The sequence below is a fragment of the Nostoc sp. genome (assembly GCF_036917615.1).
In the GTDB taxonomy this organism is placed as follows: Bacteria; Cyanobacteriota; Cyanobacteriia; order Cyanobacteriales; family Nostocaceae; genus Nostoc.
Genome location: NZ_JBALCZ010000024.1, coordinates 25,490 through 46,718, shown reverse-complemented (window position 1 = coordinate 46,718; position 21,229 = coordinate 25,490). Strand labels below are relative to the sequence as shown.

The 21,229-nt window shown below is 41.8% G+C and carries 25 protein-coding genes and 1 pseudogene; 16 read left to right on the top strand and 10 right to left on the bottom strand.

Translation table 11 applies throughout. The annotated features are described in order from the left end of the window. Positions 1-1,144 precede the first annotated feature (1,144 nt). The 4 genes from V7K85_RS08380 to V7K85_RS08365 all read left to right on the top strand — a co-directional run bounded on the left by V7K85_RS08380 (position 1,145) and on the right by V7K85_RS08365 (position 5,743). Positions 1,145-1,741 carry a TetR/AcrR family transcriptional regulator gene (locus tag V7K85_RS08380; protein WP_334812632.1) on the top strand — a complete coding sequence of 199 codons (597 nt, stop codon included), beginning with the start codon at positions 1,145-1,147 and terminating at the stop codon, positions 1,739-1,741. Between the two features lie 353 nt (positions 1,742-2,094). Further along, positions 2,095-3,108 (top strand): helix-turn-helix transcriptional regulator, encoded by a 1,014-nt coding sequence (locus V7K85_RS08375; RefSeq protein ID WP_334812630.1) that lies wholly within the window; start codon positions 2,095-2,097, stop codon positions 3,106-3,108. A gap of 456 nt (positions 3,109-3,564) precedes the next feature. Further along, positions 3,565-5,097, top strand: coding sequence for a TonB-dependent receptor plug domain-containing protein (locus V7K85_RS08370; RefSeq protein ID WP_334812628.1), 1,533 nt, complete (start codon positions 3,565-3,567; stop codon positions 5,095-5,097). Beyond that, the gene (locus V7K85_RS08365) at positions 4,985-5,743 is read left to right on the top strand and encodes a TonB-dependent siderophore receptor (protein WP_334812640.1); all 759 of its coding nucleotides are present in this window, start codon (positions 4,985-4,987) and stop codon (positions 5,741-5,743) included. The genes V7K85_RS08370 and V7K85_RS08365 overlap by 113 nt, the downstream gene beginning before the upstream one ends. Positions 5,744-5,891: 148 nt before the next feature. On the opposite strand, the pseudogene V7K85_RS08360 reads toward V7K85_RS08365, so the two are convergent. After that, positions 5,892-6,052, bottom strand: a pseudogene (locus V7K85_RS08360) (DUF4351 domain-containing protein); the annotation flags it as partial. A 106-nt stretch (positions 6,053-6,158) separates the two neighbouring features. Here V7K85_RS08360 and V7K85_RS08355 point away from each other — a divergent pair. Continuing rightward, positions 6,159-6,449 carry a glutamine amidotransferase-related protein gene (locus V7K85_RS08355; RefSeq protein WP_334812638.1) on the top strand — a complete coding sequence of 97 codons (291 nt, stop codon included), beginning with the start codon at positions 6,159-6,161 and terminating at the stop codon, positions 6,447-6,449. On the opposite strand, the gene V7K85_RS08350 is transcribed toward V7K85_RS08355, so the two are convergent. Further along, positions 6,441-6,746 carry a transposase gene (locus V7K85_RS08350; protein ID WP_334812626.1) on the bottom strand — a complete coding sequence of 102 codons (306 nt, stop codon included), beginning with the start codon at positions 6,744-6,746 and terminating at the stop codon, positions 6,441-6,443. The two genes, V7K85_RS08355 and V7K85_RS08350, sit on opposite strands and share 9 nt — an antisense overlap. Next, positions 6,737-7,021, bottom strand: coding sequence for a helix-turn-helix domain-containing protein (locus tag V7K85_RS08345; protein WP_334812625.1), 285 nt, complete (start codon positions 7,019-7,021; stop codon positions 6,737-6,739). The genes V7K85_RS08350 and V7K85_RS08345 overlap by 10 nt, the downstream gene beginning before the upstream one ends. Positions 7,022-7,131: 110 nt before the next feature. On the opposite strand from V7K85_RS08345, the gene V7K85_RS08340 reads away from it, so the two are divergent. From V7K85_RS08340 to V7K85_RS08330, 3 genes are all read left to right on the top strand, one after another. Beyond that, complete coding sequence (locus tag V7K85_RS08340; RefSeq protein ID WP_334812623.1) at positions 7,132-7,485, top strand: type 1 glutamine amidotransferase; 354 nt, start codon at positions 7,132-7,134, stop codon at positions 7,483-7,485. 423 nt (positions 7,486-7,908) lie between these two features. Continuing rightward, a complete protein-coding gene (locus tag V7K85_RS08335; RefSeq protein ID WP_334812621.1) occupies positions 7,909-8,820 on the top strand; it encodes a restriction endonuclease in 912 nt (303 codons plus the stop codon). 447 nt (positions 8,821-9,267) lie between these two features. Further along, positions 9,268-9,438, top strand: coding sequence for a hypothetical protein (locus V7K85_RS08330; RefSeq protein WP_334812619.1), 171 nt, complete (start codon positions 9,268-9,270; stop codon positions 9,436-9,438). Between the two features lie 179 nt (positions 9,439-9,617). Here the strand turns inward: V7K85_RS08330 and V7K85_RS08325 are convergent, their stop codons facing one another. The 5 genes from V7K85_RS08325 to V7K85_RS08305 form a co-directional block, all read right to left on the bottom strand. Continuing rightward, positions 9,618-10,700, bottom strand: coding sequence for an energy-coupling factor ABC transporter ATP-binding protein (locus V7K85_RS08325; protein ID WP_334812617.1), 1,083 nt, complete (start codon positions 10,698-10,700; stop codon positions 9,618-9,620). Beyond that, entirely contained in the window at positions 10,697-11,395 is a 699-nt protein-coding gene (locus V7K85_RS08320; RefSeq protein ID WP_334812615.1) for an ABC transporter permease, read from the bottom strand. Before V7K85_RS08320 ends, V7K85_RS08325 begins: the two co-directional genes overlap by 4 nt. Before the next feature lie 167 nt (positions 11,396-11,562). After that, positions 11,563-12,441 carry a substrate-binding domain-containing protein gene (locus V7K85_RS08315; protein ID WP_334812613.1) on the bottom strand — a complete coding sequence of 293 codons (879 nt, stop codon included), beginning with the start codon at positions 12,439-12,441 and terminating at the stop codon, positions 11,563-11,565. Positions 12,442-12,489: 48 nt separating this feature from the next. Next, positions 12,490-12,636 (bottom strand): hypothetical protein, encoded by a 147-nt coding sequence (locus tag V7K85_RS08310; RefSeq protein WP_334812611.1) that lies wholly within the window; start codon positions 12,634-12,636, stop codon positions 12,490-12,492. Between the two features lie 4 nt (positions 12,637-12,640). Continuing rightward, positions 12,641-13,984, bottom strand: a complete 1,344-nt coding sequence (locus tag V7K85_RS08305; protein ID WP_442940555.1) for a substrate-binding domain-containing protein — start codon at positions 13,982-13,984, stop codon at positions 12,641-12,643. A gap of 911 nt (positions 13,985-14,895) precedes the next feature. Here V7K85_RS08305 and V7K85_RS08300 point away from each other — a divergent pair. The 3 genes from V7K85_RS08300 (at position 14,896) to V7K85_RS08290 (ending at position 17,209) form a co-directional block, all read left to right on the top strand. Then, on the top strand, positions 14,896-15,963 hold the full coding sequence (locus V7K85_RS08300; RefSeq protein ID WP_334812610.1) for an NAD/NADP octopine/nopaline dehydrogenase family protein: 1,068 nt from the start codon (positions 14,896-14,898) through the stop codon (positions 15,961-15,963). 439 nt (positions 15,964-16,402) lie between these two features. Next, positions 16,403-16,810, top strand: coding sequence for a hypothetical protein (locus tag V7K85_RS08295; RefSeq protein WP_334812608.1), 408 nt, complete (start codon positions 16,403-16,405; stop codon positions 16,808-16,810). A gap of 21 nt (positions 16,811-16,831) precedes the next feature. Further along, positions 16,832-17,209: a hypothetical protein gene (locus tag V7K85_RS08290; RefSeq protein WP_334812606.1), complete on the top strand. Its 378-nt coding sequence runs from the start codon at positions 16,832-16,834 to the stop codon at positions 17,207-17,209. A gap of 392 nt (positions 17,210-17,601) precedes the next feature. Here the strand turns inward: V7K85_RS08290 and V7K85_RS08285 are convergent, their stop codons facing one another. Further along, entirely contained in the window at positions 17,602-17,805 is a 204-nt protein-coding gene (locus tag V7K85_RS08285) for a hypothetical protein (RefSeq protein WP_334812604.1), read from the bottom strand. 177 nt (positions 17,806-17,982) lie between these two features. On the opposite strand from V7K85_RS08285, the gene V7K85_RS08280 reads away from it, so the two are divergent. From V7K85_RS08280 to V7K85_RS08265, 4 genes are all read left to right on the top strand, one after another. After that, positions 17,983-18,174, top strand: coding sequence for a hypothetical protein (locus V7K85_RS08280; RefSeq protein ID WP_334812602.1), 192 nt, complete (start codon positions 17,983-17,985; stop codon positions 18,172-18,174). A gap of 292 nt (positions 18,175-18,466) precedes the next feature. Then, a complete protein-coding gene (locus tag V7K85_RS08275) occupies positions 18,467-18,598 on the top strand; it encodes a hypothetical protein (RefSeq protein WP_334812601.1) in 132 nt (43 codons plus the stop codon). 572 nt (positions 18,599-19,170) lie between these two features. Further along, the gene (locus V7K85_RS08270; protein WP_334812599.1) at positions 19,171-19,446 is read left to right on the top strand and encodes a PepSY-associated TM helix domain-containing protein; all 276 of its coding nucleotides are present in this window, start codon (positions 19,171-19,173) and stop codon (positions 19,444-19,446) included. Positions 19,447-19,714: 268 nt separating this feature from the next. After that, positions 19,715-20,419: a Uma2 family endonuclease gene (locus tag V7K85_RS08265; RefSeq protein ID WP_334812597.1), complete on the top strand. Its 705-nt coding sequence runs from the start codon at positions 19,715-19,717 to the stop codon at positions 20,417-20,419. 194 nt (positions 20,420-20,613) lie between these two features. Here the strand turns inward: V7K85_RS08265 and V7K85_RS08260 are convergent, their stop codons facing one another. Then, entirely contained in the window at positions 20,614-20,844 is a 231-nt protein-coding gene (locus V7K85_RS08260; protein ID WP_334812595.1) for a hypothetical protein, read from the bottom strand. Here V7K85_RS08260 and V7K85_RS08255 point away from each other — a divergent pair. Further along, complete coding sequence (locus V7K85_RS08255; protein WP_334812634.1) at positions 20,838-21,128, top strand: PepSY-associated TM helix domain-containing protein; 291 nt, start codon at positions 20,838-20,840, stop codon at positions 21,126-21,128. The two genes, V7K85_RS08260 and V7K85_RS08255, sit on opposite strands and share 7 nt — an antisense overlap. The last annotated feature ends 101 nt before the right edge of the window (positions 21,129-21,229 follow it).

The following is a 21,229-nucleotide window of genomic DNA, read 5'->3' as shown; positions in this document are numbered from 1 at the left end:
TTCTATATCTTTGGTTTGATCAAGAAACTTGTTTGACTTCCTTGATTTCAAAATCCTATCACCCGGTTTAATTAATAATAGTCAATCTGGTAACAAACACAGAAATAAATATTGGAAAAGTAGTGATGAATCAGTTATAAATAGACAGTTCTGTCTAGACTATAAGCAATAAAAGTTCTTAGATCTATAAGATATATAGCACTTTTAATAGACAGACTATTCTAACTATAAATAAACAGATAAATGATTGAGTTTCTGTCCTTATTCCGTCCGGATCATTTGGATAAATCAGCGAGATTTACTCAAATCAAAACAATAGCAAAAACGCAAGTAATTGTTTGTTTTAAGACTCTCTTGCTGATGAGTAATTGTAACCACGAATACTCTTTGTAAATTAATTGGTCAGCGCAAGTAATTTGGCCAGATGTATGATATTCTTGATTTATAGGGAATCTAAATCGCTAAAGCACAAAGGATCTCCAAGCACTTACGCTCTAGTGAAGATGCCAAATCCCATAAGTTAACCAATGATTTGATGAACTGATGGTCTTGCTCCACAAGTCTCTGGAGGATTGTGGAAGTACTTGATCGGTAGCAGTTCCGGAGTTCGGGGGGACTTTGGTCTGCTTGCAGTTCATCAATCACTTTTGGGATAAACTCTTTATTCTTTACAGATAGTTTTTTCTTAAGTCCTTAAAAAGAATCGAAGCTTTGGGGAATGAAAGAATAGAATAAGCAATTGATAAGAGTGTTTACGATCTAAGCAACTGGCTAAAACAAACTTAATTCAACATCTATATGGATGAAACACCCTGGTCTTTAAAATGAATCAAAGAATGGTTAAGGGTGTTTTCCAATTTTCAATTCTTGTTAATTTATCCTGGTGATAGACATTATTGTATAGAGTTGAAAACTAAGTTAAAAATTAAGGGATAACGGTGTAGTTATTTCTGATAATTACACTGTATATAATGGCTATGACATAAAAGCCTAACAGAAGTGTGAAATATTTGAGACGTTTACAGCCTAACTTCAAAAATCTAGTCAAGCTTCAGGTTTAAACAATCCTGAAATTGGAAAAATCTTTGTCAGTATTATTGATGAAGTATTTAAAAATTACACGTTATTCAAGGATGTGATCTAAATGACTAAACCAAAAACACCCCGTAAATCTGTTCACGATCGCATCCTAAATACAGCATCAGGCTTGTTTTATCGAGAGGGGATTCGCAACGTCGGTATTGACAGAATCATTGCGGAATCTGGCGTAGCTAAAATGTCGCTCTACAATCATTTCAAGTCAAAAGATGCATTGATTGAAGCGTGGCTGCAACAACAGGATGTAGAATGGTGCGAATGGCTCAAAACCACGATTGAGGAACAAGCTTCTAACCCATCTCAACAACTACTGGCAATATTTGATGCCCTGCGCGAATGGTTTGAGAGTCCAGATTTCCGAGGTTGTGCATTCATTAATGCTTCAGTGGAACTAGCCAATGCTGACCATCCTGGACATCGAGTAGCATTAGAGCATCAACAATCGATTTACCGCTACATCAAGAGCCTTGCTCAATCTGCAGAAGTTTCATCACCGGAACAGTTAGCTAGGCAACTGCTTCTTTTAGTGCAAGGTGCGATCGTGGTTGCGATGATGGAAGGAAGTTGGTCAACTGCTTCACAGGCGAAAAAAGTGGCGGCAGCACTAATCCAGACTGCATCCAAATCCGGCGCTATATACTGAATATCACCATTTTTCAGACACTTGCAATACTCTGTTCGTTTTAGTTATTTTCAAGGGTTCCTAACGCGAAGCCTGTCCTAAATCATGGGTGAGAGCGCCAGTACATTGAGTTGTAGTGTTGTCAATAGTTTAGGATAAATCGTAGTAAGATTATTAAAATTAATTGCCATTAACTTAACTTGCGATTGAAGACTACGAATACTATGCTACAAGCGGCATGACGGCTTTACTCTTTGCCTACGAGGTTGTACTGGTTTCCCGTCGCTTTCAATAAAGATGCAAATTATTCTTATCTATAGCTGACAATTAGCCGTTTAGATTGACCATTTACCTGACCTACCCCAAGACTCGCCATGACCATCACCGTTTCAAAGCAGGCATACAAAGAACTGTTTCAAGAAGCTAAAGAAACCACCACTTACCTGACTCCAAAGGATCAATCCAATCATTGGGATTCGATCTGTCAATATCCGCCGACTTTGGGGCAGGGATGGATACGGGGAATTCGGTTGCGTGAAGGAATATGGTTGTCGATCTATGACTATCAACTGCACGATGATCTCGTGGTCAGGGGTTCCGATTATTTTCAAGGGCTGGGATTCAGTTTTTTTCTGCAAGGGGAATACACCTATAATGACGTGCCGCATGAAGCTGGGCAGCATCTTGTTTGCGGTAGTGGAAACGAAGCCCCAGCCGTTCGTAAGGAATTTACCAAGCAGCGATTTTTGCAAATTGATCTAGGATTACAACCAGGGGTGCTGCGATCGTTTATGGGCAATGACTCAGGCGAACTTCCTCCTGAATTGCAACATCTGGTTCATTCCCCTGAGCAACCTTCTAACTGGCATCTGAGTACGACAACCCCTGTTATGCAAAGCATTGCACGGCAGATTTTGCAGTGTCCTTACCAGGGCATTTCTAGACGCATTGATCTGGAGAGCAAAGTATTGCAATTACTGGTGTTGCTAGTAGAACAGGAGATAAAACTTCACACTGAGCGCCGTACTATCCTTCCTATCCCTCCACTCAAGCCCGGAACGCTGGGGCGAATTTACTATGCTAGGGAAATTCTACTCCGACATCTGGATTGTCCACCGTCTCTGTCTGGGTTGGCACAACAGGTAAAGTTGAATGAATATACGCTCAAGCAGGGTTTTCGTAAAGTATTTGGCACTACTGTATTTGGTTATTTACATGAATATCGCCTGGAACAGGCACGACAATTGCTCGAAGCCCAGGACATGAAAACATCGGAAGTTGCCCAAGCCGTGGGCTTTGCCAATCGGGGCTATTTTGCAGCCCTATTCAGGCAGAAATTTGGACTCAACCCCAAGGAATACCGGAAACAGGGAACAAACGACTGCTAGTGATCAAAAAAAAACTCCGTCTGGTGATCAAATGCGCTTCAACTTTGCTCCACAAGTCGGTAAGCTTCTTAAAATAACGTGAGTTTGATGAGTCATATATAGCGGTTCTCGTTTACATGAAGTACATTTTCCAACCTCACCCCCAACCCCTCTCCTTACCAAGGAAAGGGGTTGGAGGTGAGGTGACGACTGTATTGCACCGAAGTCAGAACCGCTATAGTGTCCTAAATTAGCCGTAAAAAAGACCTCTAAGAGATTTTACTACGTAAAACCGTCCCTCTTGCCCGTCGGAGAGAGACAAACTTGAACTTGAGTTTAAGGCAAGGAGAGGTTTATCCGAACTCACGTTAAAAGAGAGTCCGGGATTAGCACCCACAAGGAAGGTTCTCCCGCCGCTTTCAATGCAAGGTATGTCTTGGGAGCAAAGTTTTGTGAAATGGTGTGTAGGGAGTTGTTATGAAGTGTTGGCATTTGTTTAGTAGTATTCATCTCTGGTTAGCAATATGTTTATGGGGATGCGGTAGTGCTTTTGCCATTGGGCCGAGAGGAGCACAAAATCGGGAAAATTTAGCGACAAATCTGGCTCAAAGGGTAGCCCCTCCAGCCGATGCCTACGGCGGGCTGCGCCTACGCCAACCTCTTAAAAAAGGAGTAAATCAGAATAAAGATCCCCTTGACAAAGCGCGATCGCTTGAGCAAAACGAAAGCAGGATTCGACAACTCAGCGAGATAGAACTTCCGAACACCAGCGCCCAAATGCTTGTACAGTCGCCAGCACAGCAAACAGTACCCGTGTCAGAAATTGTGCAAGTGACGCAAGTGAAAGCTAATCCTACAAATATTGGTGTAGAAGTAATTTTACAGACCTCGAAAGGTCAACAATTGCAATTAGTAAACCGCAGTGCTGGTAATAACTTTATCACTGATATTCCAAATGCTCAACTGCGCTTACCGTCTGGCGAGGCATTCGCATTCCGCTCCCAAAAACCGATTGCAGGTCTTCGTGAGATAACGGTAACGAATTTTGATGCCAATACTATTCGGGTGACTGTGACAGGGGAAGCAGGAGTACCACAGGTCGAATTATTTGACAGTCCAGATGAAGGTCTAATCTTCAATGTTGCAAGTATTGCACCTTCGGCACCACAGGCGCAACCTCAAACACAACAACCCCAAACACAACAGCCAGAAAGTCAGACACAACCAAGTCAACCATTAGCTAGTGGTGATCAGCCAATTGAGTTGGTGGTGACAGGGGAACAAGATACCTATCGCGTAACAGATGGATCAACTGCGACCAAAACTGATACGCCCCTGCGCGACATTCCCCAATCGATTCAAGTAGTGCCTCGGCAATTGCTAGAAGACCAGCAGGTAGCGACCCTGGCTGAAGCGTTAAGGAACGTACCAGGTGTGGCGCAGGGATCAGATTCAAGCCGCTCAGTCTATGAGGTACCTTTGATCCGAGGCTTTTTCGCTGGCTTTGATATCAAAAGAAACGGGTTGACAAACCAAAGTAATTTAAATCAAAGTTTTGATAGGGCTACTATCGACCAGGTTGAAGTGGTCAAAGGACCTGCCTCTGTTCTCTACGGTCAGGGTTCGTTGGGAGGGGTGATTAACTATATCACCAAACAACCCCTGCACGACCCTTACTACGCAGTGGAAGCCTCTCTTGGCAGCTTCAATTTCTATCGCGGTGCTATAGACCTTTCCGGTCCACTTAATCCCAGCAAAACGGTATTGTATCGTCTCAACCTCGCGGCTCAAACGACCGAAAGTTTTCTGGATTTCTACGATCAACAGAGATACATTGTAGCACCTGTTGTTTCCTGGCAACTGGGCGATCGCACCAAGATTACGTTCACAAGCGAATATCAGGTGCGACCCCAAAAGTTTAGTTCTACGGGTATTCCTATCTGGCGATGCTTTTACTCCGCGTGTCGGTCTTGTCTATCAACCGATTCCCGCGATTTCGCTGTATGCTAACTATAGTCGGTCATTTAATCCAAACACTGGAACCGCCTTTGACGGCAGTCAGTTTCAACCGGAACGCGGCACGTCCTATGAAGTGGGCATAAAAGGAGATATTAGCAATAGACTTTCTACGACCCTTGCCTTCTACGACGTGACACGCTCCAATGTTTTGACGAATGATCCAGTCAATACTGACTTCTCCATTCAAACAGGTGAGCAAGGCAGTAAGAGAGTTGAATTTAGCATTGGTGGTGAAATTTTACCAGGATGGAACATCATTGCAGGCTACGCTTACACAGATGCAGAAATTACCAAAGACAATACCTATACGGTTGGCAACTTGCTGGATAATGTTCCCAAACACAGCTTTAACTTATGGACAAGCTACGAAATTCAATCTAATCGCTTCAAAGGCTTGGGTTTTGGCATGGGGTTACTCTACGTTGGAAAACGCCAAGGAGACTTAGATAATACCTTCACTTTGCCTAGTTATTTCCTGACAGAGGCGGCTATCTTCTATAAGCAAGACAAATTCCGGGCATCACTTAATTTCAAGAATTTGTTTGACATTGACTATTTTGAATCTGCCGATGGCAGGCTAAAGGTTTATTATGGCGATCCGTTCACGGTGCAAGCAACGCTTCGGTGGGAGTTGTAGAGAGGTGAGGGGAATAGAGGGCGATCATCGGCTGAACAACTTGTCCGAATACAGTTTTAATTTGTGGACAACATTTAAAAATTCGTAATTATGATGAAATTCAACCTAGAAGTTTGAAACGATTAGGACAAGGCTAGGGGCTAGAAGATCATCGTGCTTCTAGCCAAGAGAGTAAATTAGCCACACTAGTAAAATCTAACAGTGCCTCACCAAGATTTTCTAATTATTCCAAAGCAGAGTTTGAATCCGCTCTAGCACATCTTGAGGTAATTCTCCCACCTGTCTAGTTAGTTGACGAAGAATAAGCGATCATTCTGTTTGTTATCCCTGTTCTCGTCTATATGATTTAATGTAAAAAATCACACTGCAACTAAGTTCGGAGCAGTCAGGGATGAGAATTCATTATTTGCAACATGTGCCATTTGAAGGACTTGCTAGCATTGAACAGTGGGCGACAACGAAAGATTATATTCTCTCTGTAACTAAGTTTTATAACGGCGACACTTTACCATCTGTTGATGATCTAGATTGGGTGATAGTAATGGGTGGCCCGATGAATATTTACGAGGATGATAAGCATCCTTGGTTGACGTTGGAAAAATATTTTCTTGAAGAAGCAATCAAGAAGAATAAAATAGTTATTGGTATTTGTCTTGGCTCGCAGTTAATCGCTGATGTTTTAGGTTCTAATACCAATTTAATATGAAGCTGCATAGAAAAGAGCTTCTAGGATAAAGTTATAAGAAGAGACAGAAATTACTTGCTCAAATGTAAGTTGGTCGAATATCTCTTGGATGCGTTCGCGTAAAGCTTGTAGAGAAGAGAAAAGTTGATTTTTGAGAGGTTTCTTGAGAGCTTGCCAAAGCCTTTCGATAGGATTGAGTTCAGGAGCCGATGGTGGTTGAAATAAAGGAATAATATTCTCTGGCCAGCTAATCGCTGAACTTGTATGAGCCGGTGCTTGGTCAATCTGTAAAATTGCATAATCCGAGCCTAATTGCACAGATAGCCATCGATTTTCCGCTTTGCTCCTGGTGCCTTTTTGATTTTTAATAAGCCTGATATCCCATCAGTTCTGTACTTCTGCAACCATCTCGTGACCGTTGAAGTATCTTTTGCCAAGCGTTTTCCGATTTCTTGCTGCTCCTTAACCTGCCCGCTTTTTATCCACCACAGCATAATAAGCTTTTCTTTCTGGTTTCCTAAATTCGCTGTTTGTAGACGTTTTTTAAGTTCTTCTTCGCTTTCTGCTATTTCAATCTTAAAAGGGCGGCTCATGGTTATTTTAATTTATCAAGTTTGTTTTCTCCATTATATGCAGCTTCATATAAAATTGGTATTAGGTTTACAAAGGTCAAGAAAAAGAAATAGGTTGGTATCCGATTGAAGTGACAACAGAAGCACAAAATTCTGCTGTTTTTGCTTCATTAACTGCATCTTTCACTGTGTTTCATTGGCATGGTGATACTTTTGACTTACCACCGGGTGCTGTACGACTAGCCTATAGTGAAGTATGCACAAATCAAGCTTTCATTTATGGAGATAGAGTATTAGGTTTACAATTTCATCTAGAATCAACTAAATACAGCGTTAGGCAAATTATTGAAAATTGCGCTTCGGAATTAGTTGTAGGTAAATATATTCAGAAACCTGAAGAAATGCTAGCACGGGATGATGATTTTAATAATATAAATACTACCATGTGTGGAATTTTAAATTATTTTGCTACTTTTACGAAATAAATTATTATTTATCACGCAATACAGATCAGTTAAGGCTCAAAACTAAAATTGATGTAGGTTGGGGAGCCACGCAATAGGGCATTAGATGTAAAAATTCTGTATAACTACGCCAAATCAGATACTTATAGGGAAGAATTCTGGATAGTACACGGATATGGGTATTGTATAGAAAAGTTATGCACAACATGAAAATAAATATCTGTAAGTGTTACATGTGGTTATCCACAAGATATTTAGACGGAGACTTTTGGTCTAATAAATAGTTAGGTGGCTTAAGTTCTAGGTTGGGGCATTAGTCACAGGTTATCTGCAATTGATGAGCCTGTGTAATATTGGCTACAAACAAGGTTGTCGAGACATTGTTGAACGTAGAAGCTAGAATTGCTTTAGGGCCTTGAATCGAAACATTTTCAGAACACTTACATGACTTTTCCGTCTGATATAAAAGGTTGTATGCGTGACTGCATCCTCCCAGTGATCTGGAAAAAAGATGATATCTACTCCTTTTTTAAGGATCACTGCACGCAATCTGACCTTAAGGCACTGGATAACTACAAAGAAGAACTCAACCGCGCTCTGATGGTTGATCGTATCTTTACTCGCCTTTCTAACAGAGATGATGGAGGACTGGGTGCTTTTAGAGCAATGCTTAAGTCTTTGATAGAGTGGTCGCACTTTGATCCCTACTACTTTGACAAACTCAAAAAATTAAATCGTGAAGAAGCAAAAAGGAATCTTGATCATCTCCGCCAATTGCAGGAAATTCGAGATGCCAAATTTCGGGTAGAAAGAGAAAAGCAAGAGGAGTTGAAATGTTCCCAACAGGAACCAAAGCATACTATTGAAGAACTTAAGAAAAATTTTTTAGACCTTCATAATGGTAAAACTTCTACACAGCAACGGGGATATGAGTTAGAAAGAATTTTGCTTGAACTAGGACGGTTATCTCAGTTAGAGGTGACTGAGCCTTTTCGTATTGTTGGCGAACAAATTGATGGTGCTGTCAAGTACGACGGTGAACACTATCTTATAGAAGCGAAATGGCAGGATAAATCTTCTAGTAATGAGCCTGTTTATCAATTTGTTGGTAAAGTTGAAGGCAAAATGTATGGGCGGGGAATTTTTGTTTCAGTTCATGGTTTCAGTGATAATGTTGTGAAAACTATTGTGCAAGGTAAGGCGCTCAAAACAGTTTTCATTGATGGTGAAGACTTGATTCATGTTTTGGAAGAACGTCTCAGCTTTCGTCAGCTAATAGATGCAAAGGTCAAAGCAGCACAAACTAGAGGGGAAATATATATCCATCCGTTGTCAGAAAAATCAAAAGTGCCTTGATCCCAATCCTCCAGTAGTATCGCCACCTAACATATTACGGCAGCGGACGCACGAAAGCCGTTGGTGCTCAATTCGAGGTTGCTTGCTGCCGCTGCGTTTTGCCCTTATGCTGCTTAGTCCTCGGTGAAGACAGTAGTCGGAAAGTTACCTGTCGGAGTTCAGGATTAGTTGCCCAGAGGTATTTGTGATAGCGATACTCCGTAGGAGTCACTTCGCGATCGCAATTTATTTGATATCAGGTAAAGTGTGGCGTAAAGCTATAATTTGAGGCAGCAACTTTAGGCTAGAAGTATGACTACAGTAGCAATTTTACCAACAAGAGACGCTAGCGGTGAGAAATCCTATCGGGCGATGTCTGACGACAAGCCGCTTTGCGTCTACGCACTCCGATAAACATTCTGTTGGCAAAACTGCAGGGCAAGCTTTGTTCATGCCGCTAGAGAATTGATGAATCTATACTATACTGCGATCGCTCAACGAGCCAATCATTGTTGTGAATACTGCCAAGCTCCTGAAGTCGTTTTCAATTTCCGTTTGAGGTGGAGCATATTATTCCAATTTCTCGGCAATGACTATCATCGTCCTACGCTAGTATTAGAGAATTCACTACACATCTGAATTCGTGTGATGTTTGTAACAAGCACGAGCGATCGCTTACAATAGCGATTTTGATATAGTGTGGGATCGCCCAACCCATTAGCGGAATTGACCGAGATATCACCCCAGATCCCCCTGCCTCTTCGTTGAGAATAGCTGATTTTTAAATTTTGTATCTAAATTCAGCAACGCCATTTTTTCTAAACAAAATGTGCATCCGCCGCATTGAATGCCAGCTTGATCATTTGATGGGGATATACATTGCCGGATATATGATTCCGAGGCACTCTGGCGATTAAAGTTTGTTCTCCCACCTTAACCCAAATACTACAAATCCCAATACCATTTAAAACCCGTTCTATTAGCCCTTCAATAATTACTGACCAAGGTTTATGCAATATTGAAGAACTTACATCGTAAAGATTGAAAGTATCGCCAGATAAACAACATGCAGTAATTGGCTTTGTGACTTCCCCAGGATATAAAAACTCTATCCCGTTTGCAAGTTTGATAAAACTTCCACGGCTATTCCGTTCTACCCGACACGGAATAATATTATCTATCCCTACTAATCTTGCAAGCTGCTCGTTAGCTGGTCGGCGAATGATAGTTTCCAATTTATCATCCTGTACAATACAGCCGTCAAATAAAGCGATCGCCCGATCAGCAAAATGCAGTATATCTGTAAAATTATGACTGACTAATATGACTGCTGATCCCCTAGCTTGGGCCCATTGTCTAATTTTTTCGATCATCTCGGCACGTATTCCGACATCTAAAGAGGCAGAAGGCTCATCCAAAAGCAGCAATTCGGAATCAGCAACTAACCCGCAGGCAATACAAACCCGTTTGGCTTCACCACCGGACAGAGAACGAGCTGAGCGATTTGCCAGGTGTTCACAGCCAAAAGTTGCAAGTGCAGTATATACCGTTTGCTTAATCTTATGTGTTGGTGTTCCCCGAAACTTTAATACCTTGGCAACATTATTAAAAACAGTATCATCTAGTAGTAATGTTTCTTGAAATACCAAAGCCGAACGACGACGCAACAATGTTTTATTAGCACTACGGATATCCTGTCCAAATAATTGCATCTCACCACGGTAAGGTTGCAAGAGATTGATCGTTCTTAACAAAGTGCTTTTGCCAGCGCCATTGGGGCCAAGCACAGCGACCAGTTCTCCTGGACAGACTGCAAAATTTTCAATTGACAGGATATTTTTACGTGTTTTGCTATCGACGTTCACCTGTCGCATATTTAGGACATACTCGTTAGTACTCATAGAATTTTCTTGTCATGCTGTAGGATAGTCAATAACACAATAACGGTGTATGTGATGATCAGGAGAATGTATGCGATCGCCATTGCAACATCATAATTTCCTTTCCCTACCTCCGTAACGATCGCTGTTGTCAGAACTCTTGTCTGTCCTTTGATATTGCCGCCCACCATCATAGATGCACCAACTTCCGAGATAACGCGACCAAAACCGGCAATCACAGCAGCCATTAATCCTAAACGTGCTTCCTTGATCAACAACAAGTTTGCTTGCCACTGTGTCGCTCCCATTGACAACAGTTGCCAACGTAGTTTCGGATTAATACTGACAATTGCTGTAAAACTGAAGCCAGCTACAATTGGAAAAGCAATGATTGCTTGGGCGACGATCATAGCTGTGGGTGTATAAATCAAATCAAGATTTCCTAACGGTCCAGACCGCCACAAAGACACACTGACCACCAAGCCGATTACGACGGGTGGCAATCCCATCCCGAAGTTAATCAAACTATTCAGAGTCTGCTTGCCGGCGAAATCCACTAATGCCAGCCACATTCCTAATGGTAGTCCCAGTAAAACACTAATGGCTGTAGCTGTTCCAGATACAAACAATGTCATTGTCATCACCTGGAAAACGTCACTATCGCCATCGGTTAATAGCTCAAGAGCTTTCAAAGCTCCCTCAATGATTGTATTCACAAATCTTTTGAGAAAATGGAAAAGAATACTGAAATATAGCGTTTCCTAAGCAACTGAGGTACACCAAAATCTTTTTTACCAAGGTTAGTCGCTTTGAAAACGTACCTCACCAGGTCGGGAACCGCTATATGCAGTAAAGCAACCCTTGATGATCTGATGCTCTTTCTCTAAAAGCCGTAATCTTTCTCTGTTTTACCGCTATCTGAATAAAATAGCTGTTGTCCGAACTGTTTTTCCCCGTGGGCTGCAATCACTGTCTGTCCTTCAGGAGATAAGAGATAATTAATAAACGCTATAGCTCCTGCACTATTCACTTTAGGGAATTTCTGAGGATTCACCTGCATGACATGGTACAAATTCAATAGTTTCTTGTCTCCTTGTACCAGTATTGGCAAAGACAGATTTTTCTGCTGAAATATATATGTCGCCCGATCTGCTAAGGTATATCCTCGTTTCTGATTAGCAACTTGCAAAGTTTCCGCCATTCCTAAACCTGTTTGCTGATACCAAGCACCAGATGGTTTAATCTTAGCCTGTTGCCATAAATCTTTTTCTAGTTTGTTAGTACCTGAGTCATCACCCCGCGATATAAACAACGTTTTGTTTTTAGCAATCAAGGAGAATGCTTCTACAGCATTCTTTTTCCCTCGGATATTTGCCTTATCCGTCTCTGGGCCGACAATCACAAAGTCATTGTGCATTACCAAGTGGCGATTACTCACTGCACCATCTGCCAAAACTTTGCGTTCGGCTTTCGGTGAGTTGACGAATAGGGCGTCAACTTCACCTTTTTCAGCCAGAGCCAAAGCCTGTCCGGTGCCGACAGAAATGCTTTTGAGCTTATATCCTGTTTTCTTTTCAATCGCCGGAACTAAATCATCTAGCAGCCCACTGTCCTGAATGCTGGTTGTCATCCCCACAATCAAATTTTTACTCGTTGGGGACTGTGCAATAGCTGGCTTTTGCTTGACCAGTAAATCACTAGCTTCAGCACTCAGAATCGCCAAGCAAAACGCTAAACATGCAATGAAAATTCTCCGAATCATAGAACCTCTAAAAATATATGATTTACGCATTAACAGAGTAATAAGCTGTTACACAAAAGCACATTGAAACAGCACCGGAGCAATCGCAATTTTTTCCTCAACGTTGAAAGCTATACCTGCGGCTTGTTCGCTATCTTGTAAGGTCGTGTGGTTAAATTTAATGACATTGTTGTTCATAATGATCTGACGATTCATGACTCTAAATATTTGCTACAACTTCCCCAGTCTTGCTGATGTCATAACCGCCGAAAATTTGTAATTGCGATCGCACTAGCTGATGTCCCAAGATATTGATAAACTGCTGTACTGGTTCTTCTTGCAAGTATTCCTTGAGAATCACCAAGTCGTATCGCGCACTATGAAGGGGAATAAATCCCAAACCAAAGGTAGCAGCTATAGATGCCGTACTGATCCCTGCATTAGCAACTCCTGAAACTATAGATAAAGCAACATCTTGATGGTTGTGAACGATATGGTCAAATCTATTCATAGCCTCCAATGGCACTCCTTCTTCTTGGAGTTTCCGTTCTAAAAGCATCCGATTGGCAGAACCCACTTCATGGGTGACAACAGTTGCTCCAAATTCTACTAAGTCGGAAACTGTTTTAACTCCCATTGGGTTTCCTGGTGGAACTAACAATCCCTCTTCCCAAACCCCAAGAGTAATCAAAACAGCATCTTTATCTGTTAAGGCTTCTCGGACAAAGGGAATGTTATGTTCCCCAGTTTGGGGATCATATAAGTGCATCCCTGCAATGTGAACTTCACCCCGGCATAGACTACGCAATGCAGCCTTGCTATGGGCGAAACGATAATGAACTCGCAGTTGCGGATGCCAGCGTTGAGTTGCTTTTGCCAACAGGGAAAGCACAGGTGTACAACCAGCAATCACAACTGTGTTGTGCAATTTGTCCATATCATCCAGAAGCCGAACCAGGACTTTATTTGTACCTGTCTGGCTCTGTGCTTCACCCTCCGGGTGACGCTCGTTCCTTGCTGACGCTAATGGCAGTGTACTTATACTGGGGAATCCCTCCACCCTTACAGGTGACGCTCTTCTGTTGGAAAGTTCTGATGCCTTCGGCAACCCCTTCGGGGAACGGAGGCTTCCTTTGCTCAGACTTTCCGCTACGTCGCTACCGCTTGCGCTAATGCCACTTTTTACAATGGGGTGGCTGACTGCAACTACCTCACCATCAGATGGAATCATTTCGATGCGAAAAGCATCTCTGCCTAATAGGGGATAAGCTATCCATCGATCCCCAATCCGCGCTAGAATAACTTGTGATTGCTCTAGGTTAGGGGCCGAATCGGCAAGAATCGCCTCAATTTTGGGTAAATCCTCCTCTGTTAGCCAGAATAAGTCCTCTACTTGGCAACCAAGTACTTTAGCTAAACGCAAGGAAATAGTAACAGAAGGCGCACATTGTCCCGTTTCAACAGCACCAATAGTCTGACGGGTTATGCCAGCTATATTAGCTAATTCTTGCTGACTTATGCCCAGACGATTCCTAATTGCCTTGAGGTTATTGCAAATATTCATATCCTGCTTTATGAGGCTGTATCTCTTTGTTACAAAAAGCGGTAGAGGACACATTTAATCTGACTTGAAAAAGGCTGTAGGGGAGCCAGTGCGCCCTTGCGGTTCCCCGACTTGTAGCAACTGGCGTGTGTAGGGGAAAGCCAAATTTTCATGATTGACTGCCTAAGTAATAGCAAGGTCTTCTATAGGACTCCTATTTAATTTTGAAAAAATTCACTACAGCTTTATTCTTTCTTGCTCGTTCCCTATCTCTATATAGTGATTCAGGAATCAAATCGGATTCCTATAGTGTGTGCCTTTTCTGCTGAGAGTTTTGTTAATATTTTGGTAATTTTTCATCCATATTGTCAAAATACTTGCATATTGTCAAAATACTTGCCAGATTTTTGTTTTTGCGGGAAGTGAAGTAATTTCAGACTTTTTGTTAGTTTATTACTGTTTTTTATCTCCTTGTAGCAAGCATACCATACACATGTCCAAAATAATTGCTAAAAATTAAAAAGTTTTTTCTGGAATTTTCTTATGAAAAGTGTATTTATAGCTACAGAATTTTTCCTGACTTTGTAGTGATGATGAGCGATTTTAAGCCTAAATATTTTCGTGCAACGTACCTGTGTCCACATGTTAACCATCAGATTTTTATTAGCGATGGCTCCGCCCACCGCAGGCATCCCATTAGAAAAATTGATTGCTGATGTGTTCCATCAGAATAAGAATTTGTAGTTATTATCTTAAATATGGTTATGTGCGGATGTCGGCGCACAACGCTTGCAACCTTGAGGCGATGTCTACGACATGCTACACCTACGCGTAATTCATACTTGGATTCAGCAACGCCCTGACAAAATTCTTATAGGAATGGTGAATTTAAGATGTCCTTATTTATGGTTTTCGGATAAACTAATTGGTACATGGTACAGACTAGCTACCTGGTTGTAGGGAGAGGACACATTGGTTTAGCGACATCTGTCTATTTGAGTAATCAAGGATATACTGTTTACCTTTATTCTCGTCGTTCTTCCATTGTTGCCCAGACAAGAACCATTCACTCAATTGGATCAGTTTCTCCCGGAAGTTATCCAGTTGCAGCTTGTTCCAATAACATTTATGAGTTGGCGGCCCTAAATGGTGGTAAACTACCACTCAATGTGGTGATCTGTTGTCGCGGTCAAGACATCGAATCCTATGCCAGGATTCTAGCTGAATATATCAATCCTCAAATGAACATTCTGGTTTTCTGTGCTAGTCGCTTTGCAGGTCGGGTTTTTTGTAAGGTGCTCCAAAGACTTGGAATAGCTAAGGAACAGTTGCCTGCTGTGGCTGATGTCAACAATACTCCGTTCGTCAGTCGCGGTAATATGGAGGATCAAATCAGGATTAGTACGCTTACCAACAAGTTCTTTGTGGCAGCTCAGAACCGAACCATGACAAATCGGATTGTGAGCGCTTACCAAGCTGTGTTTAGTAATTTATGGGCTGCTGCTTCGGTTTTAGAAATTAATCTCAATAAAGTTAATGACATTATCCACCTTCCTCTGCTTCTGGTTTCATTAGCTAGATGGGAATCTGGTGAGGATTACAACCCCTATCAGAACCTTGGTTCCCGTACTGTTGGACTCATTGACCACCTGGATGGCGATCGCATAGCAGTGGGTGAAGCACTGGGAGTCCTCAACTTAATTGATATCAAAAGCCACTATCAAATCGCATATGGAACCACCGGATCATCCCTTTATGAACATATGCAGCAGGTTAGAGCCTACTCCAATACGACGCTGTGTAACCCTCATCACCGCTATTTGGTTGAGGATCTGCCCTATGGCTGTTTTCCCCTACAAGTTTTAGCTCGCCTAGCTGGAGTAGAAACACCATTTCTGGATAGTTGCATCACAATAGCAAATAAGTTCCTTGACATACCTCTGGAGTGGAATGCTGAGTTTCTGGAATTGGATCGGCATCAGCTCAGTCAAGAACTTTAGTGGTAGTACCATCTTTGTCTTCTATTCCCCAAAGTTGAATTTGATTAAGATTTTATGGCGGTTTATTAAGTATGAATGGATTGATATAGATGCTTACTCTAGTTGGGAAACTTTTATCGCATCTATTGAAAAATTTCTCCGAAAATTTGAAAAAAATTCTGTAGTTAATTTTGTCTAACTACTTAACTAACCTGTGTCTGAACAATTCTCAAATAGCTCTCAGTCAGTGATTAGGGCAGGGAGAATATTGAGGAGATACAGCGACAAACTTATCAAATATTGCGCTTAGAAAACAAAATTTTTCTTTGCCACTCGCTATTTTGTCCAGTCCCTATTAACTTAATTTATTAATAAAATATTATCTTAATTAGATATACGCTAAGAAGTAGTTTATATTTATTATTAAAATGCTGTAATTTATTCATTAGAGAGTTAGCTCGTGACACAAACAACTCAACACGCACACTATATGCTGGCTGACAAACGTCCTAGTATCAAGGAGCCGATAGAAGTCTCACCTTTAGTGGGTAACTGGGTCAATACTAAATCGGATACTAATTATTTAGTGCGGGTGGTTCTGACTGAACAAGATGATCACCTTGTGTTTCAGGGTTATGGAGCCAACGAACCCTCACCAATTGACTGGGGTAAGGTTGAGGCGGTGCCTTACGCTGTAGGAACTTCACTTACAGCAGGAGGATTCCACGCTTTTTACAAGCTAGACGGGATTGAGACACATCTGGTGGCAAATCAAAAATTGGGAATCTTGGTCATTCAGTCCTATACCCGCTATGTAGATGGTAGTGGTCGAACTGATCATTTTGCCCGTGAGTTTTTTCATCGCTAGTAAGAAGAGGAAGATTTCAAGATGGAACGAAACGAAATTTACGGTAACCAGCCCAAGGACACCGTGATTGATTTCACGCCTTATTTAGGAACCTGGATAAACTCCAACACAGAGACTACATGGATCAAGAAATTTACTCTAACCAAGCATAATCAGCAAATTATTATGCACGCTTATGGTGCCCAGTCCCTCAAAGATTGGGGTGAGACTGAGGTGACACCGTTTGTAGATAATATCAATGAGAAAGCTTTCTCTGCAAGATACGATCACGATTCGGTGGAATCCTTGTTGGCAGCGAACATGAACAAAGATTTGTGGGTCATTGCTGCGTTTCACAAGTTCAAGGATGGCAGCCAACCTAATTTTCTGTGTCGGGAGTTTTACTATCGGCCGGACTAAGCTGAAGTTCCTGCTTGCATTTGTACTAAAAAAGCTCATAAGGCTTGCTGTACAAAAAGTATAGGGGTTAACATTTGATATCATGTCCGCTTGATTACTTATTTAACCCGAAGAACCCCAAACAGCCAAAGCTACCCTTTGTGTCCCCTAAGAGCTTGCCTACGGTGTACACACAAGTCGAAAAAAGCTTGATTTGCCATTGTTCTCTCGTCTCTCGTTAAGAGTCTCAGACTGGGAATGGCTAATTAGAGGCTCTGCCTCCAGTCATACATTAAGTCAGCAGCCCAGATGAATGCATTCCCATACGGAGCATGGGAACGAGGAACGAGGAAAGCCTGATCAAGCTAGGTTTTTAGGACTTGTGTGTACACGCCCGGCTTGCTCTTAGGGAATTAAGGGGAGCCAGTGCGGTCTTCTTTCTTGGAAACCGAACTGCTAAACAGGCGATCGCTTATCCCTCTTCTGTCACTCTCCGAAAACTTTTGCAATTTCTGAATTCTAGAGCTTTTGTATAGCAGGCGATCGCGCGATTCTTTTCTAATAACAAATACAAGACCAATTTTTTCTAATAGTATAGCTTGTATTGGTTGCCTCATGAGGCTTCTAGCGATCGCCCTTGCGGAAAGTGACAGAAGAGGGTTATAGCAGTCCTAAATCATTCATGAAAAATTAGATCCCCAACTTTTTAAGAAAGTCGGGGATCTGGACACGACGAATTTTCAAAAATCAGCCAGTAGGGTGTATTATCCCGTAGGGTAACGCACCTTGAATTATTGACGATCGCGCTCCCCGGTTCCACTGTATGTCGGTTCAATTACGCCTGCGATGCGAACTGTATTGCATCAGATTTTACCGTTAAGGTGGCCTACAGCAAAGCGCCAGAACTCAAAGTTGAACGTATCTACACACTAAAAGAACCAGATGCTCCTGAGCAACTCAGACTAAAATCCCCAACTGGCGATTAATCGCCTTGGGGATCTGGCTAACGACTTTTGCTAGATTCTATACAGTATGAGCGTGGTTTTTTCGCATAGATCAATAAATTGCCAGTAATCTCACTTGTGTGGGGTCAATAAAATAGTAATAATTAATATCAAGAACTTTTAGTTAGATTAATCATTATTACTTAGCATGACCATTACCTTAACACAGAAAGAGTCGAACGAATTATAGGCAGAAGCTGAAATAAACACTCTACAAAACTCAGAACCTAATGAACTTCTTTATCAAGTACCTAAGCAACTTGGCAAAGGCTATGTGCGAGAAATAGAGGTGCATCCCAATCTCTGGTTGGCGGTTGTGAACTACGAACACAACGATAATTTGCTCATAAAAGTCCCTGATGGAGATCATCCCCTGGAATTTAGTGTCTTCTTTGAAATGGAATGAAACAGCCCTGCTTTTCAAGGGGGATTTAGGGAAATATCAATCTTTGCTAACAAGTTGAGAACTTTGCCCTTTCCTGCCTAACCCTCCTTCAAAAGAATTATCATTATTTTTAATCTGCGATCGCCAGGGAAACTTGGCAAATTCCTTTGAGTTGCCAAGCTACTTCCGCACAGACGCATCCATTTTTTACAATCGTGATCAACTCCGCATTGGACTTAATATTCGGAACCTGTTTGATATCAGGTATTTTGATATGGCCCTAAGCAATCTAAGTGTTTTTCCAGGAGAACCAGTGACGGTTTACGGCTCGATTTCCTATGAGTTTTAGTGTCTGTGATGGCGAGTAGCGGAGTGGAAGGGCCGATCGCTCCCTCTGTTACAAGCAACGCGATTACTCTACTCAACGTTTTTAGAGAAGCGATCGCTTCTAGTAGGTGAACACCCACTTACGCTTTTTTGGTGATCCGTTCGTCGTACAGGGAACAATTTCATGGCATGCCTGCAAAGCCTGAAGGGGTGTTTGGGGTAGGCAAAAAACTGCCCCAAGAAGCCGAAGAGTATGGTCGCAGCGCGTGTATTTAGACCAATACACAGGCGAGGTGGTGCAACTACAAAATGGGCTAAAACCATCCAGAGCCGATCGCCTGTTTAACGCCTTCGGTCCTTTGCACTTTGGTACGTTCTGGGGATTACCATCACGCCTTCTCTACCTGTTTGTGGGACTGGCACCGCTGATTCTATCGATCACGGGTTTTGTGATGTGGTGGTATCGCTACCGCAAAAAGCAGCCTAACTCTCAAGGAACGGGAGCAAGCAACCACAAAGCCTTTTTGAAGCAGAATCACTAACCTTCGATCGCTATTCCAGATTTCGATTCAATTTTTAAAATTTTTCAATCGTGTGAGGTGGCAATTAAATCAACGTCATTCCCAAACATAGCTTCATAATGCTCTAAAATTGCTGTTGGACGCGACGTTCGCATGCTCAACTTTTTTTCTACACTCGGTACTTTTTGAGGGCTGACAATATCGTTATCAAGCAAAATTTAGGAATAGCGAATGCCAATTACAACACTGCTAAAATAAACCCAGAACTACTTGATGCCCGATCCATTCTATGACCATAGCTCAAGAATTAGAATCTCAACAAGGCATCCCTGGTGATGTGATCTTTCCTCCTGGTGATTTATATAGTGACGAGCCTCCATTGGAAACCGAACTGCATTTGCGACAAATAATTTTATTTTTAAAATGTCTAGAATGGCTGTGGCGAGACAGAAATGATTTCTATGCGGCTGGAAGCCTGACTATCTACTATAGTCCACGCCAACTCAAATCAGAATATTTCCGAGGCCCAGACTTTTTTGTAGTATTGGGAACCCAACGCAAAACCCGTAAAAGTTGGGTAGTCTGGGAAGAAGATGGTAAATACCCCCATGTAATTCTAGAAATTTTGTCTGACTCAACAGCGAAGACAGACAAAGGTTTAAAAAAAGAAATTTATCAAGAGACTTTCCGCACTTTTGATTATTTTTGGTTTGATCCATACACATTAGAATTTGCCGGATTTCATTTTTGCAACACATCATATCAAGGAATTGCCCAGCGGATATTTTTGGAAAGTAAGGCGCTAGAACTGCTGGCGTTGCAACTTGATCAACTCGCAGCAGCTGAAGGCAATAATTTGCTGATACCACGACTCAAACCTAGAGATGTTGAGCAAATTTATCAAGCCAGGGAAATTTTACTTACTCAGTGGCTTGAGCCACCATCGGTATGTGAACTGGCGCAGCAGGTGAAGTGCGATCGCAATTATAAATAGACATAGGAGTGAAAATTAATTCTGCGTAGACATCTAAGGGCATTTTGCACATTTGGAATGCTCCCGTTTTAGAAAGGGCGAGAAATTAGCAATCAATTATTTTCCGTGAATTCTTGGTGGTTGCCCGAATTTAATAAACGACTGCACGAATTTAATAAACAGCGGCAATAATGTTGGTTTCACCACGTTCAGCACTAGTTCAGTCTTTTTGTCAAATTCTGCATCTTGTTTTCCTTTACAAAGTCAGAAGCTAGATGTTTAACGCTACCGTTGCCATTGCTCACTTCCACGGCAGATATAGCCTCAAGGCGATGTTTACGGCGAGCGGAGCTATCGCACTTTACCAAAGCTTGCTCTGAATTTTTATTGGACAATTCTTCTAGCAGTTTTTCAACTTGATTGAAGTATGAATTAGGCGATCGCATTACGTCAACATAGCGATACTCATAGGTTTTTTGAAATCGCCTACCTACTCCACTATGCTCTTTTAGGCGGTGACATTGCCTATAAGTTTGTGGGCATTATTGGTTTACTAATGTCTTTCATGAGCATTACAGGTATGATCCTGTGGTCAGGTTGGCGTCGGTTGATATCCGGCTTCAAAATCAAGTGGAATGCTCATCCCAAGCGGGTTAACTTTGATAACAAGATTTTAGATAAAACCCTGAAAAAACGGGCTTTTCAGTCTCAGGATATTTTACAAAATTAAATCGGAGTCCTATACTAAAAAAAATGAAGCTTGAAGAAGATGCTGTAATTTACTCGTATGTAAACTTTATAGTTATTAGCTAAAGAGTCTAAAAAGCTCAT